This window comes from Rhodovulum sp. FJ3 (genome assembly GCF_032918305.1).
Lineage (GTDB): Bacteria > Pseudomonadota > Alphaproteobacteria > Rhodobacterales > Rhodobacteraceae > SAT37.
In genome coordinates this window covers 1-16,859 of record NZ_JAWJUU010000012.1, presented here as the reverse complement: position 1 = coordinate 16,859, position 16,859 = coordinate 1, and the positions used below count along the sequence as shown (strand labels likewise).

Sequence of the window (16,859 nt, the reverse complement as noted above, 5' to 3'; positions counted from 1 at the left end):
ACGGGGCGTTATTGCCCCGTCCGTTCCGCCGTTTCCTGAACAATGTTGAACATCCGCGCGCCCAATTCGACGCCGGTTTCCAGTTCCGACAGTTCGACCAAGGTTTGCTGACCCGCGCCGTTGTCGATCGTCCACTGCGCCAAACGCACCGGCGCATTTTCAAAGATCAGTTCGATATAGCCGTATTCCGGATGCTCGGGGTCTTGGGCCACGACCGAGGTATGGGTGGCGTTGCCGCTGTGGCCGACGACCATGCTGCGCCGGCTGAGGTCGACCTTGCGCTCAAGGATCAGGTTCAGAGGCGTCCGTTTCAACGGATATTGCTCGGGGCGCTGCTTGATGCGGTTGTCATAGATCGCCACCTGTCCGCCCCCCGCAAGGACCAACGCGTCGTTGGGCGGATCATATTCAAACCGCGCGCGACCGGGCCGTTTCAGGAACAGACGACCGGTGGAAACCGAGCCATCAGCGTTCCTCTGTCGGAATGTGGCCTGTGCGGTGGTAAAACTGTTCAGATAGGTTGAGATCTGATCCAGCGACAGCATGTCGGCTGCGAATGCGGGACGGGCGGTCAGTGCCGCCAATCCTGCCATAAATGTACGTCGTGCGAGTTTCATTCGATATACCTAAGCACTGATCGACGCGGGAAAACCCCGCCTTGGACCAGACATAGGCATTCCCCGCCTGATAGGCGATATCACGCCGCCGGTTATCCCTGTTCAGGCACCAGAATTTCGCGTTTACCCACGTGGTTCGCGGGGGAGACGACGCCGTTCTCTTCCATCTGCTCAACCAGTCGCGCGGCCTTGTTATAGCCAATCGACAGCTTGCGCTGAATGTAAGAGGTCGAGCATTTCCGGTCCTTCAGGACAATCGCCACAGCGGTGTCGTAAAGGGCGTCTTCCATATCGGTGTTGCCACCGGTGTTCAGACCCAGAACCGCGTCAATATCGGCCTCTTTGTCGTCATCGGGCCCCTCAACTACGCCGCCGACATAATCGGGCGGGCCATAGGCCTTGAGGTAGGTCACGATTTCCTCGACCTCTTCGTCACTGACGAAGGGCCCGTGCACACGCGTGATGCGCGAACCACCGGCCATGTACAGCATATCGCCCATGCCCAGCAGCTGTTCCGCGCCCTGCTCACCGAGGATCGTGCGGCTGTCGATTTTGCCGGTCACCTGGAACGAGATACGGGTGGGGAAGTTCGCCTTAATCGTGCCGGTGATCACGTCAACCGACGGACGCTGGGTCGCCATAATCAGGTGAATACCCGAGGCACGGGCCATCTGGGCCAGACGTTGGATACAGGCCTCAATCTCTTTGCCCGCGACCATCATCAGGTCGGCCATCTCGTCCACAATGACGACGATATAAGGCAGGGTTTCGGGCGCGAATTCCTCGGTCTCGAACATGGGTTCGCCCGTCTCATCGTCAAAGCCGGTCTGAACCGTGCGCTTGAACATCTCGCCCTTGGCCTGTGCATCACGCACACGACCATTATAGCCATCGATGTTACGCACGCCCATTTTGGACATCTTGCGATAGCGCTCTTCCATCTCGCCGACGACCCATTTCAGGGCGACAACCGCCTTTTTCGGGTCGGTCACAACCGGTGACAACAGGTGCGGAATGCCGTCATAGACCGACAGCTCCAACATCTTGGGGTCGATCATGATCAACCGGCATTCATCCGGCGTCAGTTTGTAGAGCAGCGACAGGATCATCGTGTTGATCGCCACCGACTTACCCGAACCGGTCGTCCCCGCGATCAAGAGGTGGGGCATCTTGGCAAGGTTCGCGACAACCGGATCGCCGCCGATGTCTTTGCCAAGTGCAAGGGGCAGGCGCATGTTGCTGTCGCCGAAATCACGGGCCGACAGGATTTCGCGCAGAACCACCTTTTCGCGGTTGGCGTTCGGCAATTCGATCCCGATCACGCTGCGCCCCGGAACGGTGGAGACACGGGCCGACAGGGCGGACATGCTGCGCGCGATATCGTCAGCCAGACCGATCACGCGGCTGGCCTTGAGACCCGGCGCGGGTTCCAGTTCGTACATGGTGACAACGGGACCGGGGCGGACCGAGACGATTTCGCCTTTGACGCCGTAATCATCCAGAACGTTTTCCAGCATCCGCGCGTTTTCTTCCAACGCTTCATCGGACAGGTGGTGACGCTCAATGCTGACGGGGTTGGTCAACAGGCTGAGGGGCGGATGTTCATACTCGGCGCCCGTGTCCTCAAACTGCAGGGCTGGTTGGGCCTCTTGCTGGGCGCGGCGCGACGGTTGAACGGCGCGTTTCACCGGATGCTGCACGACCTTTTTGGGTTCCGGCGCGGCGGGCGCGCGATATGCGGCAACGGGGACCTCGGGCACGGCGGCAACGGGTTCATCATAGGCCGGTTCATCGAACGACGGCTCATCATACACACGGTCGTCAAAGTCGCGTTCGTCATAGCCATAAGCGTCAAAATCGACCTCAACCTCGTCGACCAGCGGCTGCGGCGGGGCGGCAAATTCCTGCGGCTCGACAAAGACGTTGGTGATTTCCTGATCGTCGATCAGTTCGGCCATGTCGCCTGCGGGCGGCTCCGTCAGGATCAGGGGTTTCGGCCCACGACGGCGCGCCATTGCGGCGGTGGCAAGGCCCGCGCCATTGGCGGACGGCGCGCTCAGCGGCGGTTCCGCGCGGGATGCTGCCGGTGCAGCCTGCAACGGCGGCTCGGCGCGGCGGGCCGGTGCGGTTTGTGCTTGGGTACGGGCGCGGCTGCGGATCACGTCGGCGATGCGCGCCTTGATGCGTTCCTCGGACACGGGTTCCATGTCGGCCACGGCCTCCGGCAGGGCCTGCTCCACCCATTCGGGTTCGGGATCGGGCGCGCGACGGATCAGGGACGGCATCCGCGACAGGAAACCCTTGGTCGGGCGGGTGTCTTGCGGCATGTCCTCATACAGGACCTCGTCATCGTCATCCTGTGCGACCACGGGGGCGCGACGGACCAGCGACGGCTCGGTATGACCGGCGGTCGAAACACGAACCTCGCGGCGGGTTTTCTGACGGGCATGCAGGGTCTGCGCGCCGCGGTAGGCGCCGCTTGCCCCACGGCCCAGCAACCGCATCAACCCGTCATAGGCCACGATCAGACCGATCAACAGATACCGCCCGATCAGGAACATCTCGCGCCGGTTAAACGCGGTAACAAACAGCATGATCGCGATGAACGCGCCCAGCGACAGCAGGCTGAGGAATTTGAGGCCCAGCGCCAGCGGCAGCGGGATCACATTCAGCAACGCCGCCGTCACGGTATCACCGAACAGACCGCCCATGCCGAATTCATGGGTCCAGCTTTCACCGGGCGTCAGGGTCGCCGCAAAAACCGAGGCCAGCGCGATAGCAATCGGGGTGAAAATCGCACGGCTCAGGACACGGTCGGCCCCTTGGTGCAGCGCAAATCGCGCACCCCAACCCAGAAACGCAAGGCCCAGCGCCCATGCACCAAGCCCCACAATCACATGCAAGGGCGACGCGATAGACGCGCCAAACCGGCCAAGCAGGTTCGCCGCCGGTGCATCCGTCGCGGCCATCCAACTGGGATCTTCGGGCACGTATGAGGCCAGCATCATGCAGGTCAAAATCCCCAACCCCAACAGGGCAAGCCCCATCAGTTCGCGGCCACGTCGTTCGATGGCCGCCTGCATGTTGGTGTCAAACAGAGGATCGCGATGCTTGGACTGATACGATGCCATGCGCCTTCCCTTACCCGTACAAACAGTCGCGTAGCTGGATCAGCCCGCGCTTCATTTCTTCTTTTGGGGCCACCATCGCGGCCCGGATATACTTGGCGCCGGGGTTAAACCCGTCCGCCTCACGCGCCAGATAGGCACCCGGCAGAACCCGCACGCCGGTTTCGGTCCACAGGCGCAGGGCCGCCTCTTCGCCATCCTCGACCGGCAACCACAGGAAAAAGCCCGCCTGCGTCGGGAAATAGCCCGGCACATTGCCAAGGATCTCATCGGCGGCGCGGAACTTGTCCTGATAGAGGGCGCGGCTGGCGATCACGTGTTCTTCGTCCGACCAGACCCGCGCCGATGCCATCTGCAGCGGCTGGGGCACGGGCGTGCCGGAATAGGACCGTTGCAGACGCATCCGGCGGATGTTCTCCGGCCCACTGGCCGCAAAGCCCGAGCGCAAACCGGCAAGGTTCGACCGTTTGGACAGGGAATGGAACACCACGATACGTTCGGGGTCCGCGCCCATATCACGCGCGACGGTCAGGGCCCCCACGGGCGGATTGCCCTCTTCGCGGTAAATCTCGCTATAGCATTCGTCGGCGAAGACCTTGAAATCGTACTTCTCGGCCAGACCGATCAGGGTCTCCCAATAGTCGCGGCTGGCCACGGCCCCTTGGGGGTTCGAGGGCGAGCACAGATAGGCAATCGTCACGCGGTTCAAAACGTCCGGCGACAGGCCTGCGAAATCGGGCAGGAAATTGTTGTCCTGCGTCGCGGGCAGATACATCGGCGTCGCACCCACGGACAGGGCGGCCACCGCATAGGCCTGATAGAACGGGTTCGGGATCAGAACGATCGGCGATTGGCCGTTCTTGGTTTCAGGGGCCAGTGCCATCGCGGCGTTATAAAGACCCTCACGCGTCCCGTTCAGCGCCAAAAGCTGTGTCGCGGGATCAATCTCGACGTCGAAACGGGATTTGACCCAACCGGCCATTGCGCCCAGCAATTCAGGCGCGCCCTCATTCGTCGGGTAGTTCCGGAAACCGTCCGCATGGGCGACGATTTCATCCGTGACCCAAGCCGGAAAGTCGTGCTTGGGGTCACCAATGGTCATGTGAATCACTTCACCGCCCGGCGCATGTACGTCGAGAAGCGTCCGCAAACGCGGAAATGCGTATTCGGGCAGGTTCGAAAACCGCTCTGGATAGGAGGTCATGGGACCGCTCTGCTGCCTTTATGGACCGGGGTCGTTGCGCCCCGTTTTGACCGAGCATAGCCCAGCGCGCGGACTCCGTCCAGAAAAACGCAACCCTGTCAGGGCGATAATGTGGCTTTTAGGTCAGGACCCGTTCCGCCGCTGCCCCAAGATGCAGCAAACGCATCTCATCGCCATGCGGGGTCAGGAACATGATGCCCGTGGACGGCACCCCCGTCGGCAGGGTCAGAGCACAGCCCCCCATCAGGTTCCCGATCCGCGTGTTACGCAGCGCCAACAGGTTTTCGGCGGTGAAATAGTCGGGATCGCTCAGCAACCGGTCCGCATTGGGTGGCAGGTTCGCCACCGTCGGCAGGATCACCACGTCATAGCCCGCCGTCATCGCCGCGAATTCGGCGCGCAGGCGGTCCAGATCCTGCCATGCCTTGACGTAGTCGGCGGCTGTGAAATCGCGCCCGCCACGGAAACGGGCCAAAATCGGCGGGAACATCTTGTCCGGCGCGGCCTCAATCACGTCGCGCCATGTGCCGTAGGCCTCGGGCGCATAGAGAACACCGGACAGGGCCATCGCGTCGGATACCTGCGGGATATCGGCGTGATCAATGATCGCACCGGCGTCGCGCAGGCGTTTGACACTGCTCTCGAACCCCGCGTCCGATTGCGGCGACAGGTCGTCCATCGCGATGGTGCTCAGGACCAGAAACCGCCGCCCCGCGATGTCCGCCCCGCGCAGATCGGGAGCCTTAACCCCCGCAAGGGTCGCGAACAGGACCGCCGCGTCCTCAACATTGCGGGTGATCGGGCCGACCGTGTCAAACCGCGCGGCCAAGGGCACAACACCCTGCAACGACAGCCGCCCCGATGTGGTTTTTAGACCCACCAGATCGTTCCACGCCGCGGGCACCCGCACCGACCCGCCCGTGTCCGACCCGACCGCCGCCGCCGCAAGTCCAAACGCCACCGACGTCGCCGCCCCCGAGGACGATCCGCCCGACACCGCGTCATGATCGTTGATACAGGGCGGGCTGGCCGTCGAGGGGTTCAGGCCAAGGCCGGAGAACGCCAATTCGGTCATGTGGGTTTTGCCAATGCACACCGTGCCCGCGTGGGTCGCGACCTGTAGCACATGGGCGTCTGCATCCGGCACCCGCCCGGTCAGCAATTTCGACCCCGCCTCGGTCGCCGTGCCCGCCGTGTCAAACAGATCCTTCCACGAAATCAGCACGCCATCCAACGGCCCCGTGCGCAACCCCGCGCGGGCGCGTTCGCGGGCCGCTGTCGCCTCGGCCATGGCGCGTTCGGGGGTGGTGCGCGCATAAATCCGGTCGCCAAACGGGTGGTTCGCAATCGCGTCCAGCGTCTCGGCCACCAAATCCACGGGATCGACATTTCCGCGTGCGATTTCACGGCCCAGCGCCACCGCGCCCATGGAATTTGCTTGGCTCATCACGACCTCCTGAACTTAGCGCACGCTAGCGGCACGCGGGCGCATGGACAATCCCGTTCAGGCGCGCATATTGCGGTGCATGAGCTACGATTCAGATATCATCATCGTGGGTGGGGGCCTGAACGGCCCTGCCCTTGGGCTGGCCCTTGCGGATGCGGGACAGACGGTCACGATTATCGACGCCCTGCCTGCGCAGGCACGCGAACAGGACACGTTCGACGGGCGCAGCTATGCGCTTGCGCTGGCATCGCAGAAAATGCTGGCGGCCATCGGCATCTGGGGCGCGGTCGGCGATCGCGCCCAGCCGATGCTAGAGATCAAGGTCAGCGACGGGCGCGCAGGTGAAGGCCCCTCGCCGTTCATTCTGGAATTCGACCATGCCGAAATCGAAGAGGGCCCGATGGGATATATGGTCGAGGACCGGTATCTGCGCGTGGCGTTTCTGGAGGCGCTGGAAAACCACCCCAAGGTGACGCATCTGTCGGGCGAAACCGTCATCGCGCAGGATATCGAAGCCAATGGCGCGACCGTCACGCTGGCCTCGGGTCGGACGTTGCGGGGCAAGGTTCTGGTCGGCGCGGATGGCCGCAAAAGCGGCACGGCCGAGCGCGCGGGGATTTCCCGCACGGGTTGGGATTACGGTCAAACCGCACTGGTCTGTGCCATCGGCCATGAACGCCCGCACAATGGCATCGCGCATCAGTTTTTTATGCCGCCCGGCCCATTGGCGATCCTGCCCTTGCCGGGTAACCGGTCCTCTATCGTCTGGAGCGAAAGCCACGACATGGCCGCGCGCATCAATGCGATGGACGACGCGGAGTATATGGACACGCTGCGCCCGCGGTTTGGCGATTTCCTTGGGGATATCGAACTGGCCGGTGTGCGGTTCAGCTATCCGTTGAACCTGACGCTTGCCAATGCGTTTGTGAAACCGCGTCTGGCCCTAGTCGGGGATGCGGCGCATGGGGTGCACCCGATTGCGGGTCAGGGGTTGAACCTTGGGCTGCGGGATGTGGGTGCCTTGGCCGAGGTTCTGGTCGATGCCGCACGGCGGGGCGAAGACATCGGCGCGATCAATGTTCTGGAACGCTATCAGACGTGGCGCCGGTGGGATACAGCGACGCTTGCCGCCGCGACGGACGGGTTCAACAAGCTGTTCTCGAACGACAACCCGATTTTGCGCGGGGTGCGTGATTTGGGGATGGGCGTGGTGAATTCGATGCCGAACCTGCGCCGCCGGTTCATCCGTGAGGCCGCTGGCCTGAACGGAGACCTACCGCGCCTGATGCTTGGCCGTCCGCTTTAGTCTAGCGGGCGCGCCTCATCCACCAGCATGATCGGAATGCCGTCGCGGATCGGAAAGGCAAGGTTCGCGGCCTTGGACACCAGTTCCTGACGCTCGGCGTCATAGGACAGAACGGCGTGCGTCACCGGACAGATCAGGGATTCAAGCATACGGCGGTCGGATTTCGGGTTGTCGGTCATTGCAGGCGATCCTCATTGTCGCCACCCCGAATGGCGAATTGCAGCAGGGTGGTCAAGGTCTCACGCCGGTCAGACAGGTGCGGCGTTTCCAACAACGCCTGCTTTTCCTCGGGGCCCAGTGGACAGAGCATCGACAGCGAATTGATCAGCAATTCGTCCTCGGCGTTCTGCAGGCTTTCCCAATCCGTCGACAGACCCATTTCGTTGAAATAGCGCCCCAAAAGGTCGAAAAACCCGTCGCGTTCGAAATCGGGGTCGGTCTCGGCCTTGCCCAAATCCGCCTCAAATCCTGTCCATTTGACGCGGGCACGGCGATAGGGGGTGAACCCGCTTTCTTCAGTCACGATACGGAACCGCGAAATGCCGGTCAGGGTGATCATATACCGCCCGTCCTCGGTTTCCGAAAACGCGGTAACGCGCCCCGCACAGCCGATGTCGTGCAAGCCCTTTTCGCTGCGCCCCGGAACCTCGACCGGTTGGATCATACCGATCAACCGATGCGGGGTTTTCAAAGCATCCTCAAACATCGCCAGATAACGCGGTTCAAAAATGTGCAGCGGCAGGTTCGCGCGCGGCAGCATCAGCGCCCCCGGTAAGGGGAACAGGGATATCGTGTCTGGAAGATCATTCGCCGTGAGCATGGATAAAATCCTAGCGCCGCGACGCGATCAGGCAAATATCATCGACGACAATTTACGGCGACCGCGCAAAACAACCGGATCCTGGGGCTTGAGAGCATCGAAAATGGTGAACAGCTGATCCTTGGCGGCGCCGTTGTTCCATTCGCGATCACGGCGGAACAGGTCCAGCAACTCATCCACAGCCGCCTCAACATCACCGGCAGCGTGCAGCGCCTGCGCCAGATCGAAACGGGCCTGATGGTTGTCAGGTTCGGCGTCCACGGCGGCGCGCAATTCGGCCACAGGACCGGCATCTTGGGCCTGTTTCAACAGCTCCAGTTGCGCGACAGCGGCCTCATATTCCTTGGACCCTTGGATTTCGGCAGGGGCGGACGCCAACAGGGCCTCGGCCTCTTCCAGCTGTTCCAGTGCCAGATGCGCACGCACCAGACCGCCGAATGCGGCGGCGTTGGTGGGGTCCTCACCCAGAATGGCGGCAAAGGTTTGCGCGGCGTCTTCGACCGCGCCCTCGGCCAACATCGCCTCGGCGGCCTCGACGGCCTCGGACAGACCACCGTCCCCGCCCAGATCGGCCACACGGTTCACGAAATCGGTGATTTCCGCAGGCGATACCGCGCCTTGGAACCCATCGGCGGGGCGGCCTTGGTGAAAGGCATAGACGGTCGGAATGGATTGGATGCGCAGTTGCGCCGCAATGCCTTGGTTTTCGTCGACGTTGACCTTGACCATTTTGACACGGCCACCGGCCTTGCGCACAGCGTCCTCAAGCGCGGGGCCAAGCGCCTTGCACGGGCCACACCACGGGGCCCAGAAATCGACGATGACCGGCACCTCGGCAGAGGCCTCAATCACGTCCTGCATAAAGGTCGCTTCACCGATATCCTTGATCAAGTCGCCGTCTTGCGCCTGTGTCGTCGGATTTCCGCCCAGCTCCAGCATATTCTGCCCCCAAACCAATCTAAGATGATGCTCATATATGGGCGTGATCGCCCCAAAGGAAAAGGCCCAAACCGGATTTGGGCCCCGTGATTACAAATCGAATGTCGCGAAGACGGGGGCGTGGTCGCTGGGCTGTTCCCAACCGCGCGCATCACGCAACACGCGCGAGCCGTGCGCCGCGTTGGAAATATCGGGCGTGGCCCAGACGTGGTCCAAGCGCCGCCCCTTATCCGCCGCGTCCCAATCCTTGGCGCGGTACGACCACCAGCTATAGAGCAACCCCTCGGGGATGTCCTGACGCGTGATGTCGACCCATTTGCCCGCATCCATCACCTGCCCCAGATGGTCGACCTCAATCGGGGTGTGGCTGACAATCTTCAGCAGGTTCTTGTGGTTCCAAACATCGTCTTCGCGCGGGGCAATGTTCAGATCGCCCACCAAAATGGATTTTTCGGGTTGATCCGCAAAGAACGCGTCGCGCATGTCGGTCAGATAGTCCAGCTTTTGCCCAAACTTTTCGTTCACCTCACGGTCGGGTTTGTCCCCGCCCGCAGGCACATAAAAGTTGTGGATCGTCACGCCATTTTCCAAACGTGCCGCGACATGGCGGGCGTGGCCCAGACCCGCGAAATCCTGATCGCCCGCATCCGTCAGGGGCAGTTTGGACAGGATCGCAACGCCGTTATACCCCTTTTGGCCGCGCGCAACCATGTGGGTATAGCCCAGTTCGGCAAAGCCTGCGGTCGGGATTTTCTCAACCGGACTTTTGCATTCCTGCAGGCACAGAACATCGGGGGCCTCTTCGGCCAAGAGTTTCAGGACCAGCGGCTCACGCAAGCGGACCGAGTTGATGTTCCATGTGGCCACGGTAAAGGGCATGCGCGTCTCCTGCATCAAAGTTGCGCGCAGGTTAGTGCCGCGTCCCAGCGGGGGCAAGCCGCCCCTGCCCGGCCAAGCCTGAAACCTGTTCACGAAAAAAAGGCCCTCGAAAAATCGAGGGCCAGTCCAACAGGGAGGTCACGTCTATGTCCCGGACGTGAACGGGGTTCGCTATTCGTGTGGCGGGGCGCGGACGCCCCGACCGATCAGGCCACCAGACGGTAGCCGCCGCTTTCCGTCACCAGCAGACGCGCATTCGAAGGATCGGGCTCAATCTTTTGGCGCAGACGGTAGATGTGGGTTTCCAGCGTGTGGGTCGTTACGCCGGCGTTATAGCCCCATACCTCATGCAACAGCACATCGCGTGCCACAACGCCCTCGGACGCACGGTACAGGAATTTCAGGATGTTGGTTTCTTTCTCGGTCAGACGAATTTTGCGTTCGTCATCGGTAACCAGAACCTTCATCGCGGGCTTGAACGTATACGGACCAAGCTGGAATACAGCATCTTCGGACTGTTCATGCTGGCGCAGCTGGGCGCGGATACGGGCCAGAAGGACGGGGAACTTGAACGGCTTGGTCACATAGTCGTTGGCGCCTGCATCCAGACCCAAGATCGTGTCAGCATCGCTATCGTGACCGGTCAGCATCAGGATGGGACATTTCACGCCTTGCTTGCGCATCAGGCGGCACAGTTCACGACCATCGGTATCCGGCAGACCCACGTCGAGGATGACCAGATCATAGATCCCCTCTTTGGCCTTATCCATCGCCGAGGCCCCGTTGTTGGCCTCAAAGACGTCAAAGTCTTCTGTCATTACAAGCTGTTCGCTCAACGCTTCGCGAAGATCTTCGTCGTCATCGACCAGCAGGATCTTTTTCAAATTGCCCATCTTTGGCGCTCCTCGTTTCGTTGACCTCCAAATGTTGATAGTTGGTCAGAACGACAAGATTACCTTTCAAAAGATCACGCAACCGTGTCGCTCAGAAGGGTTATGTTTCATCTTTTCGCAACACAGGTTACTACCTGTTGCATAAATAACGACGAAAACGGTTTTCTTATGACTCTTGGCCTGTCTGCTGATGAACGCATCGCCCGCGCCCGCGCTGATTTGCGCATGGGTGTTCCGGTTGTTTTGCGGGGCGAAAACGGCGCGGTGGTCTTTGTATCTGCCGAGACTCTGACGCCTGAACGCCTTTCAGCATTGGCCGGATTCGGACCCGAACTGACCCTGACGATCACCGCGCGCCGCGCCGAAACCTTGAACGCCTTTGTCTATGACGGGGACATCGCGCGGCTAAAAGTGCCCTCGCACGCCTGCGCTAACTGGATCAAATCTGTGTCAGATCCGGCCGATGATCTGAACAATCCGATGAAGGGACCGTTCACCGCGATCCGTGGTGGCGACCCGAAACTGCACCGTTCGGCGATTGGCGTGGTGAAATCCGCGCGCCTCTTGCCCGCGATTGTGGTTCAAGACATTGCCGAGCCCGCCGTGTTCGCCGCCGAACACGGGCTGACGGTGCTGGATGCGGGGATGGTGGACACGGCTCTGGCGTTGAGCAGCCCGATGAACGCCGTGGTCAACGCCCGCGTCCCGATCACCGCCGCCGAAAAAACCCGCCTGCATGTGTTCCGCCCTGACGACGGGGGCGAGGAACATTACGCCATCGAAATCGGCAATCCGTCCCGCGACGAACCGGTTCTGGCGCGCCTGCATTCGGCCTGTTTCACCGGCGATGTGATGGGCAGCCTGAAATGCGATTGCGGACCGCAGTTGAACGCCGCCCTGGCACAAATGGGCGAGGAAGGCGCGGGCGTGTTGCTGTACCTCAACCAAGAGGGACGCGGCATCGGTTTGACCAACAAGATGCGCGCCTATTCCTTGCAGGATCAGGGGTTCGATACGGTCGAGGCGAACCACCGTCTGGGGTTCGAAGATGACGAACGGGACTTTCGCATTGGGGCGTCCCTGCTGCGCAAACTGGGGTTCAGCGCAACCCGCCTGATGACGAACAACCCGAATAAAATCAAGATGATGGAGCAAAACGGCATCAACGTGACCGAACGCGTTCCGCTCAAGGTCGGGGAGAACGCCCACAATACGAACTACCTTGCGACCAAGGCGGCCAAGTCGGGACATCTGTTGTGATCACGCCCCGCGATCTGGTCCTGACACCGACGGGCGTGCGGTTCTACGGGCGCAATTTTGCGTGCTCAATCGGACGTGGTGGCATTAAACGGCGCAAACGCGAAGGCGACGGCGCAACCCCCGTGGGCGAACACCAGATTGTCGGGATGCTCTACCGTCCCGACCGCATGGCGCGGCCCACCGATTGGGCCCTGCCGATCCATCCTGGTGACTTGTGGTCCGATGACGTGCGCGATCCGGACTATAACCTGATGGTCCGCGCGCCCCACCCGTTCGGGCACGAGCGTCTGCGCCGCGCCGATCCTCTGTACGATTTGGTTGTGATCACAGACTGGAACTGGCCCTACGCGGAAAAGGGCGCGGGGTCCGCGATTTTCATCCACCAATGGCGCAAACCGCACCACCCGACCGAGGGCTGCGTGGCGTTTTCGCGGTCTGACCTACGGTGGATCGCGCGCCATATCACCTATGGCACGCGACTGATCGTGCGGGGCTAAGCCTTTACGCGGTCACCGAAAATCGCCGAACCGATGCGGACATGCGTGGCGCCAAGGGCGATCGCGCGCTCAAAATCGCCGCTCATCCCCATGGACAGTCCGGTCAGGTTGTTACGCGCTGCGATTTTGGCCAACAGGGCGAAATGCAGGCTGGGCTCTTCGTTCACCGGTGGGATGCACATCAGGCCCTCAACCGGCAGGCCAAGGTCGCGACATTCCGCGACCAATGCGTCGACACCGTCCAGCGGAACGCCAGCTTTTTGATCCTCATCCCCCGTGTTCACCTGTACGAAAACGCGCGGGATACGGTCGATTTCCGCGCCGATTGACGCGATACGACGGGCCAGCTTTTCACTGTCGACCGTGTGGATCACGTCAAACAGCTCTAACGCCGCACGGACCTTGTTGCTCTGCAACGGGCCGATCAGGTGCAATTCCACCCCACCGTATTTCTCTTTGAACTCCGGCCACTTACCGGCGGCTTCCTGCACGCGGTTCTCGCCGAACACGCGGTGGCCTGCGGCCAAAACCGCCTCAACCCGTTCGTTCGGCTGTACCTTGGACACCGCGATCAGGGTCACATCATCGACCGAGCGCCCCGCCGATGTGGCGGCCTTGGCCATCGCGTTTTGAATATCGCTCAACCCCATGATGGCCTCCTTAGTCTACCGCGTCGCCCAAGGCCTCAATCATCGGGGCCAGATCGTTTTCGAACCTTTTCCACGCCGCTTGGGACGTTTTGTAGATCGGTTGACGCACCTGCGCGAGGCTGAGCGTCGCCACACGGCGGTCATTCTGGTGGAAGTTCAAACAGTCGTCCTGCCATTCCAGATCACAGGCCGCGACCAGTTTGCGCGCCTCTTCCTCGGGGTTTTCGATCAGGTCCTCATAGGAGATTTCATAGAAGCCGCCCGGCATCTTTTCGCGCCAGAAATCAACGATTTCCTCGAACATCCGGTAATAGAGGCCAAGGTCGCGCTGATTATACGCGTAGCGGTGGTTGCCCTCGGAAAACACGTTTTTATAGATCGACAGCAGGGTGTCGCGCGGATCGCGACGGACCAGAACGATATGGGCGTTCGGGATAACGGCCTTGATCGCGCCGATATAGCTGAACGTCTGGATCGCCTTGTCCGTGATCCGTTCGGCATCGGGGCAGATTTTGCGCAGACGCTCTTCGACCTGATAGCCGAGCGTGGCAAGTTTATCCTGCGGTAAGTCATTGAAATGATGGAACGACTTTCCATCCGGCTTGATCAGCATCCGCATCAGTTCGCCGTTGAACACCCCGACCTCACCTGCGCCGTCAACGCGGCTGTGGCTGGCAAGGATCTGTTCGACAAGCGTCGTGCCCGAACGCGGCAGGCCGGTCACGAAGATCGGGGCGAAATCTGTCGCACCCGGCACCGGTTTGATGTTGGTGAAATCGATGCCGTCGAACGCGGTCTTGATGCCGTCGACCTCCATCCGGCGAGATTGGATGGTGTAGGGGTATTTCTTGCGCATCAGATCGTTCGCCGGATCCAGATAGCGGAACACCTGATCGTATTCTTTCTGCTGTTCCTTCGCGCGAGCAAGAGCAAAGCCCATGTGCATCTTGCTGTTGTCATCAAGACCGCCGTTGTCAAAAAGATCCTGCATTTGCGCGACAAGAGGATCGTCCGGCGTCGCCTTATAAGAGGCAAAGAAGGTGCGATAGGTCTCGCCCATCTTGGGGTTCAATTCGATCGCCTTGCGGAAATCGGCCTCGGCTGCATCGAAATCCCCCAATGTTTGCAGATACATACCACGTAGGGACCAGATCATCGGGTTGCTCGGGCCCTTTTCCACGGCGGTCGCGAAATCGGCCAGTGCGCCCTCCTGATCACCCGCCTTGCCACGTGCCTCGGCACGGCGCGCCCAAAAGATCGGAAGCTTTACCCCCGCCTTGAATGCATCGTCATAGACCGCAATCGCGGCCTCGGCGCGGTCACTGTTTACATAGACCCGCGCAAGGAACGCATAGCTTTCCGGCAGGTTCTTGTTCAGCTTCAGCGCCTCGCGAAAGGCCTGTTCTGCCTTGTCATTGCTGCCCGCGCGCATCATCCCGATCCCGAGGTTCTGATACCCCAGCGGCAGTTTCGGCGACAGTTTGAGGGCCTGTTGCACGCGCTGAATGCCCTCACCCACACGGTCACTTTCGATCAGGAACCGACCAAAGGTGTTATGCGCCTCGGCGTAATTTGGGGCCATAGCGGTTGCCTTGCGATAATTCGCCTCGGCATCACGCATTTTACCCATAGAAAACTGCGCATTAGCCATAACCAGAACCAGAATCGCGGCATCCGGATGGACGGTCAGCAGAGCCTTGGCGCGGCGCTCGGCCTCGGCGAATTTACCGGTTTCGACCAGTTGGATCACCGCCTGCACCTCGGCGGGCGGCGCGGTTCCGGCGGACGGTTTCTGGCTGACCGGTTTGGCAAGGTGGTTTTGCAGCGTCACCAATAGGCTCGCGGGCAGGTTCGCCGCCTTGGCCTCGGCCAAAAACGCGCTGTTTTGCGCACCGTCACCGACTTTGCCCAGCGTTTCCGCCGTCATCATCCAAATCGCGCTCTCTTTCGGCTTGAGCCGACGTGCATTTGCAAGGTGCAACAGCGCCGGACCCGGCTGACGGCGCAACAAGGAAATACGTCCGCGTTGAAAATGCGGTTCGGCCAGTTTTGGCGCGGATGCCGCGACGTGCGCGAACATCTTATCCGCCTCATCCAACTTGCCCGCAGACATCAGTTTCATCGCCTGTTCATAGGTCGATTTGATTTGCGCAGAACTTAGCGGCAGCATTCGAAACCCTCGGATCAATCGTTTGTTGTTGGCTAGCACGCCGGTCGCGCCATGTCGAATGCCACAAAAGAAAAGAGCGGACCAAATGGCCCGCCCTTTCCGATCGTAATCCTTGGGAGGATTAGAACGACATTGCTACACCCAGCGAGAAGGTGTCGGTGCCGGTCGAGCTGTCGCCGTAACCGAACTGAACAACAGCACCGCCGCCCAGATCGTAGTTCGCAGCCAGACCAAAGCCGTCTGCGCCGGTGTCGAACTCACCGTAGTTTACAGTGAACGACAGTGCGTCAACGGTGTAACCCAGAGCAACGCCGATGTAGTCGTTGTCGGTCGTTGCGGTGCCAGCCGACAGTTCCCAGTAGTTCAGGACAGCTTCGAAACCGTTGCCAAAGTCAGCGTCAACCGACACACCAACGATGTCGCCGTAGGTCGAACCACCGTCTTGGTAACCCAGGCCAAAGCCCAGAGCGATGCCGCCCAGGTCGGTGCCGTAGGTCAGACCCAGACCGTAAACATCATCAGCCGAACCCGAGTCATCCAGTTCCAGCGATGCAGCAACGCCGAAGTGGCCGAACGAGTAGTCGTAACGCAGGATTTGACCGTCGTTCAGACCGTCGAACTCGTCAGCTTCCGAGAAGCCGGCGTGCGTGGTTTGGTCGTCAGCGATCGCGCCGGCAGCGATTTCCAGATCGGCCAGAGCCCAAGCCAGAGCGCCGTCAACGTCACCCAGGGTTACGGTACCGAAGCCGCCCGAAACGAACACAGCCAGTTCTTCAACCGGGTCGCCGTTGTTCGGGTTAGCGTCGATCGGGTCACCAGCGACGACACCAGCGGGATCGTCATCACCGATTTCGTCCAGATCGATGGTCGCGCCAAAGGTCAGGCCGTTGTCCGACTCGCCCGACAGGGTGAAACGGATGTCCAGATCGCTGTGGAACTGGGTGTCGGTAACGCCATCGTCAAAAATACCGATTTCAGCCGAACCGGAGAGATTTACGTCCGCCGCAGCGAAGCCAGCCGAAGCAACCAGGGCCGTAGTAGCAAAGAGA

Annotated in this window: 15 protein-coding genes; 3 read left to right on the top strand and 12 right to left on the bottom strand. The window is 61.0% G+C overall.

Going from position 1 to position 16,859, the window contains the following annotated elements:
• Positions 1-8: 8 nt before the first annotated feature.
• The 4 genes from R1W00_RS17860 to R1W00_RS17845 form a co-directional block, all read right to left on the bottom strand.
• Positions 9-617: an outer membrane lipoprotein carrier protein LolA gene (locus R1W00_RS17860; protein ID WP_317264137.1), complete on the bottom strand. Its 609-nt coding sequence runs from the start codon at positions 615-617 to the stop codon at positions 9-11.
• Between the two features lie 92 nt (positions 618-709).
• Positions 710-3,748 (bottom strand): DNA translocase FtsK, encoded by a 3,039-nt coding sequence (locus R1W00_RS17855; protein ID WP_317264136.1) that lies wholly within the window; start codon positions 3,746-3,748, stop codon positions 710-712.
• A 10-nt stretch (positions 3,749-3,758) separates the two neighbouring features.
• Entirely contained in the window at positions 3,759-4,949 is a 1,191-nt protein-coding gene (locus R1W00_RS17850) for an aminotransferase class I/II-fold pyridoxal phosphate-dependent enzyme (protein WP_317264135.1), read from the bottom strand.
• Between the two features lie 118 nt (positions 4,950-5,067).
• Positions 5,068-6,396 carry an amidase gene (locus tag R1W00_RS17845; protein WP_317264134.1) on the bottom strand — a complete coding sequence of 443 codons (1,329 nt, stop codon included), beginning with the start codon at positions 6,394-6,396 and terminating at the stop codon, positions 5,068-5,070.
• A 79-nt stretch (positions 6,397-6,475) separates the two neighbouring features.
• Here R1W00_RS17845 and R1W00_RS17840 point away from each other — a divergent pair, with 79 nt between their 5' ends.
• Positions 6,476-7,702 (top strand): UbiH/UbiF/VisC/COQ6 family ubiquinone biosynthesis hydroxylase, encoded by a 1,227-nt coding sequence (locus R1W00_RS17840; RefSeq protein WP_317264133.1) that lies wholly within the window; start codon positions 6,476-6,478, stop codon positions 7,700-7,702.
• Here the strand turns inward: R1W00_RS17840 and R1W00_RS17835 are convergent.
• The 5 genes from R1W00_RS17835 to R1W00_RS17815 all read right to left on the bottom strand — a co-directional run bounded on the left by R1W00_RS17835 (position 7,699) and on the right by R1W00_RS17815 (position 11,233).
• The gene (locus R1W00_RS17835) at positions 7,699-7,881 is read right to left on the bottom strand and encodes a Trm112 family protein (protein ID WP_317264132.1); all 183 of its coding nucleotides are present in this window, start codon (positions 7,879-7,881) and stop codon (positions 7,699-7,701) included. The two genes, R1W00_RS17840 and R1W00_RS17835, sit on opposite strands and share 4 nt — an antisense overlap.
• On the bottom strand, positions 7,878-8,522 hold the full coding sequence (locus tag R1W00_RS17830; RefSeq protein ID WP_317264131.1) for an LON peptidase substrate-binding domain-containing protein: 645 nt from the start codon (positions 8,520-8,522) through the stop codon (positions 7,878-7,880). Before R1W00_RS17830 ends, R1W00_RS17835 begins: the two co-directional genes overlap by 4 nt.
• Before the next feature lie 27 nt (positions 8,523-8,549).
• Positions 8,550-9,461, bottom strand: a complete 912-nt coding sequence (trxA, locus tag R1W00_RS17825; RefSeq protein WP_317264130.1) for a thioredoxin — start codon at positions 9,459-9,461, stop codon at positions 8,550-8,552.
• 90 nt (positions 9,462-9,551) lie between these two features.
• Positions 9,552-10,340, bottom strand: coding sequence for an exodeoxyribonuclease III (locus R1W00_RS17820; RefSeq protein ID WP_317264129.1), 789 nt, complete (start codon positions 10,338-10,340; stop codon positions 9,552-9,554).
• 206 nt (positions 10,341-10,546) lie between these two features.
• Positions 10,547-11,233: a response regulator transcription factor gene (locus R1W00_RS17815; RefSeq protein ID WP_317264128.1), complete on the bottom strand. Its 687-nt coding sequence runs from the start codon at positions 11,231-11,233 to the stop codon at positions 10,547-10,549.
• 168 nt (positions 11,234-11,401) lie between these two features.
• Here R1W00_RS17815 and ribA point away from each other — a divergent pair, with 168 nt between their 5' ends.
• Together ribA and R1W00_RS17805 are read left to right on the top strand one after the other, a co-directional pair.
• Complete coding sequence (ribA, locus tag R1W00_RS17810; protein WP_317264127.1) at positions 11,402-12,493, top strand: GTP cyclohydrolase II; 1,092 nt, start codon at positions 11,402-11,404, stop codon at positions 12,491-12,493.
• On the top strand, positions 12,493-12,990 hold the full coding sequence (locus R1W00_RS17805) for a L,D-transpeptidase (RefSeq protein ID WP_317264163.1): 498 nt from the start codon (positions 12,493-12,495) through the stop codon (positions 12,988-12,990). Before ribA ends, R1W00_RS17805 begins: the two co-directional genes overlap by 1 nt.
• Here R1W00_RS17805 and R1W00_RS17800 read toward each other — a convergent pair.
• The 3 genes from R1W00_RS17800 to R1W00_RS17790 form a co-directional block, all read right to left on the bottom strand.
• Positions 12,987-13,640, bottom strand: coding sequence for a YggS family pyridoxal phosphate-dependent enzyme (locus R1W00_RS17800; RefSeq protein ID WP_317264126.1), 654 nt, complete (start codon positions 13,638-13,640; stop codon positions 12,987-12,989). The genes R1W00_RS17805 and R1W00_RS17800 overlap by 4 nt on opposite strands.
• 10 nt (positions 13,641-13,650) lie before the next feature.
• Complete coding sequence (locus R1W00_RS17795; protein ID WP_317264125.1) at positions 13,651-15,810, bottom strand: sulfotransferase; 2,160 nt, start codon at positions 15,808-15,810, stop codon at positions 13,651-13,653.
• A gap of 121 nt (positions 15,811-15,931) precedes the next feature.
• Positions 15,932-16,859, bottom strand: a 928-nt coding sequence (locus tag R1W00_RS17790; protein WP_317264124.1) for a porin, incomplete at its 5' end; no start/stop codon positions are given.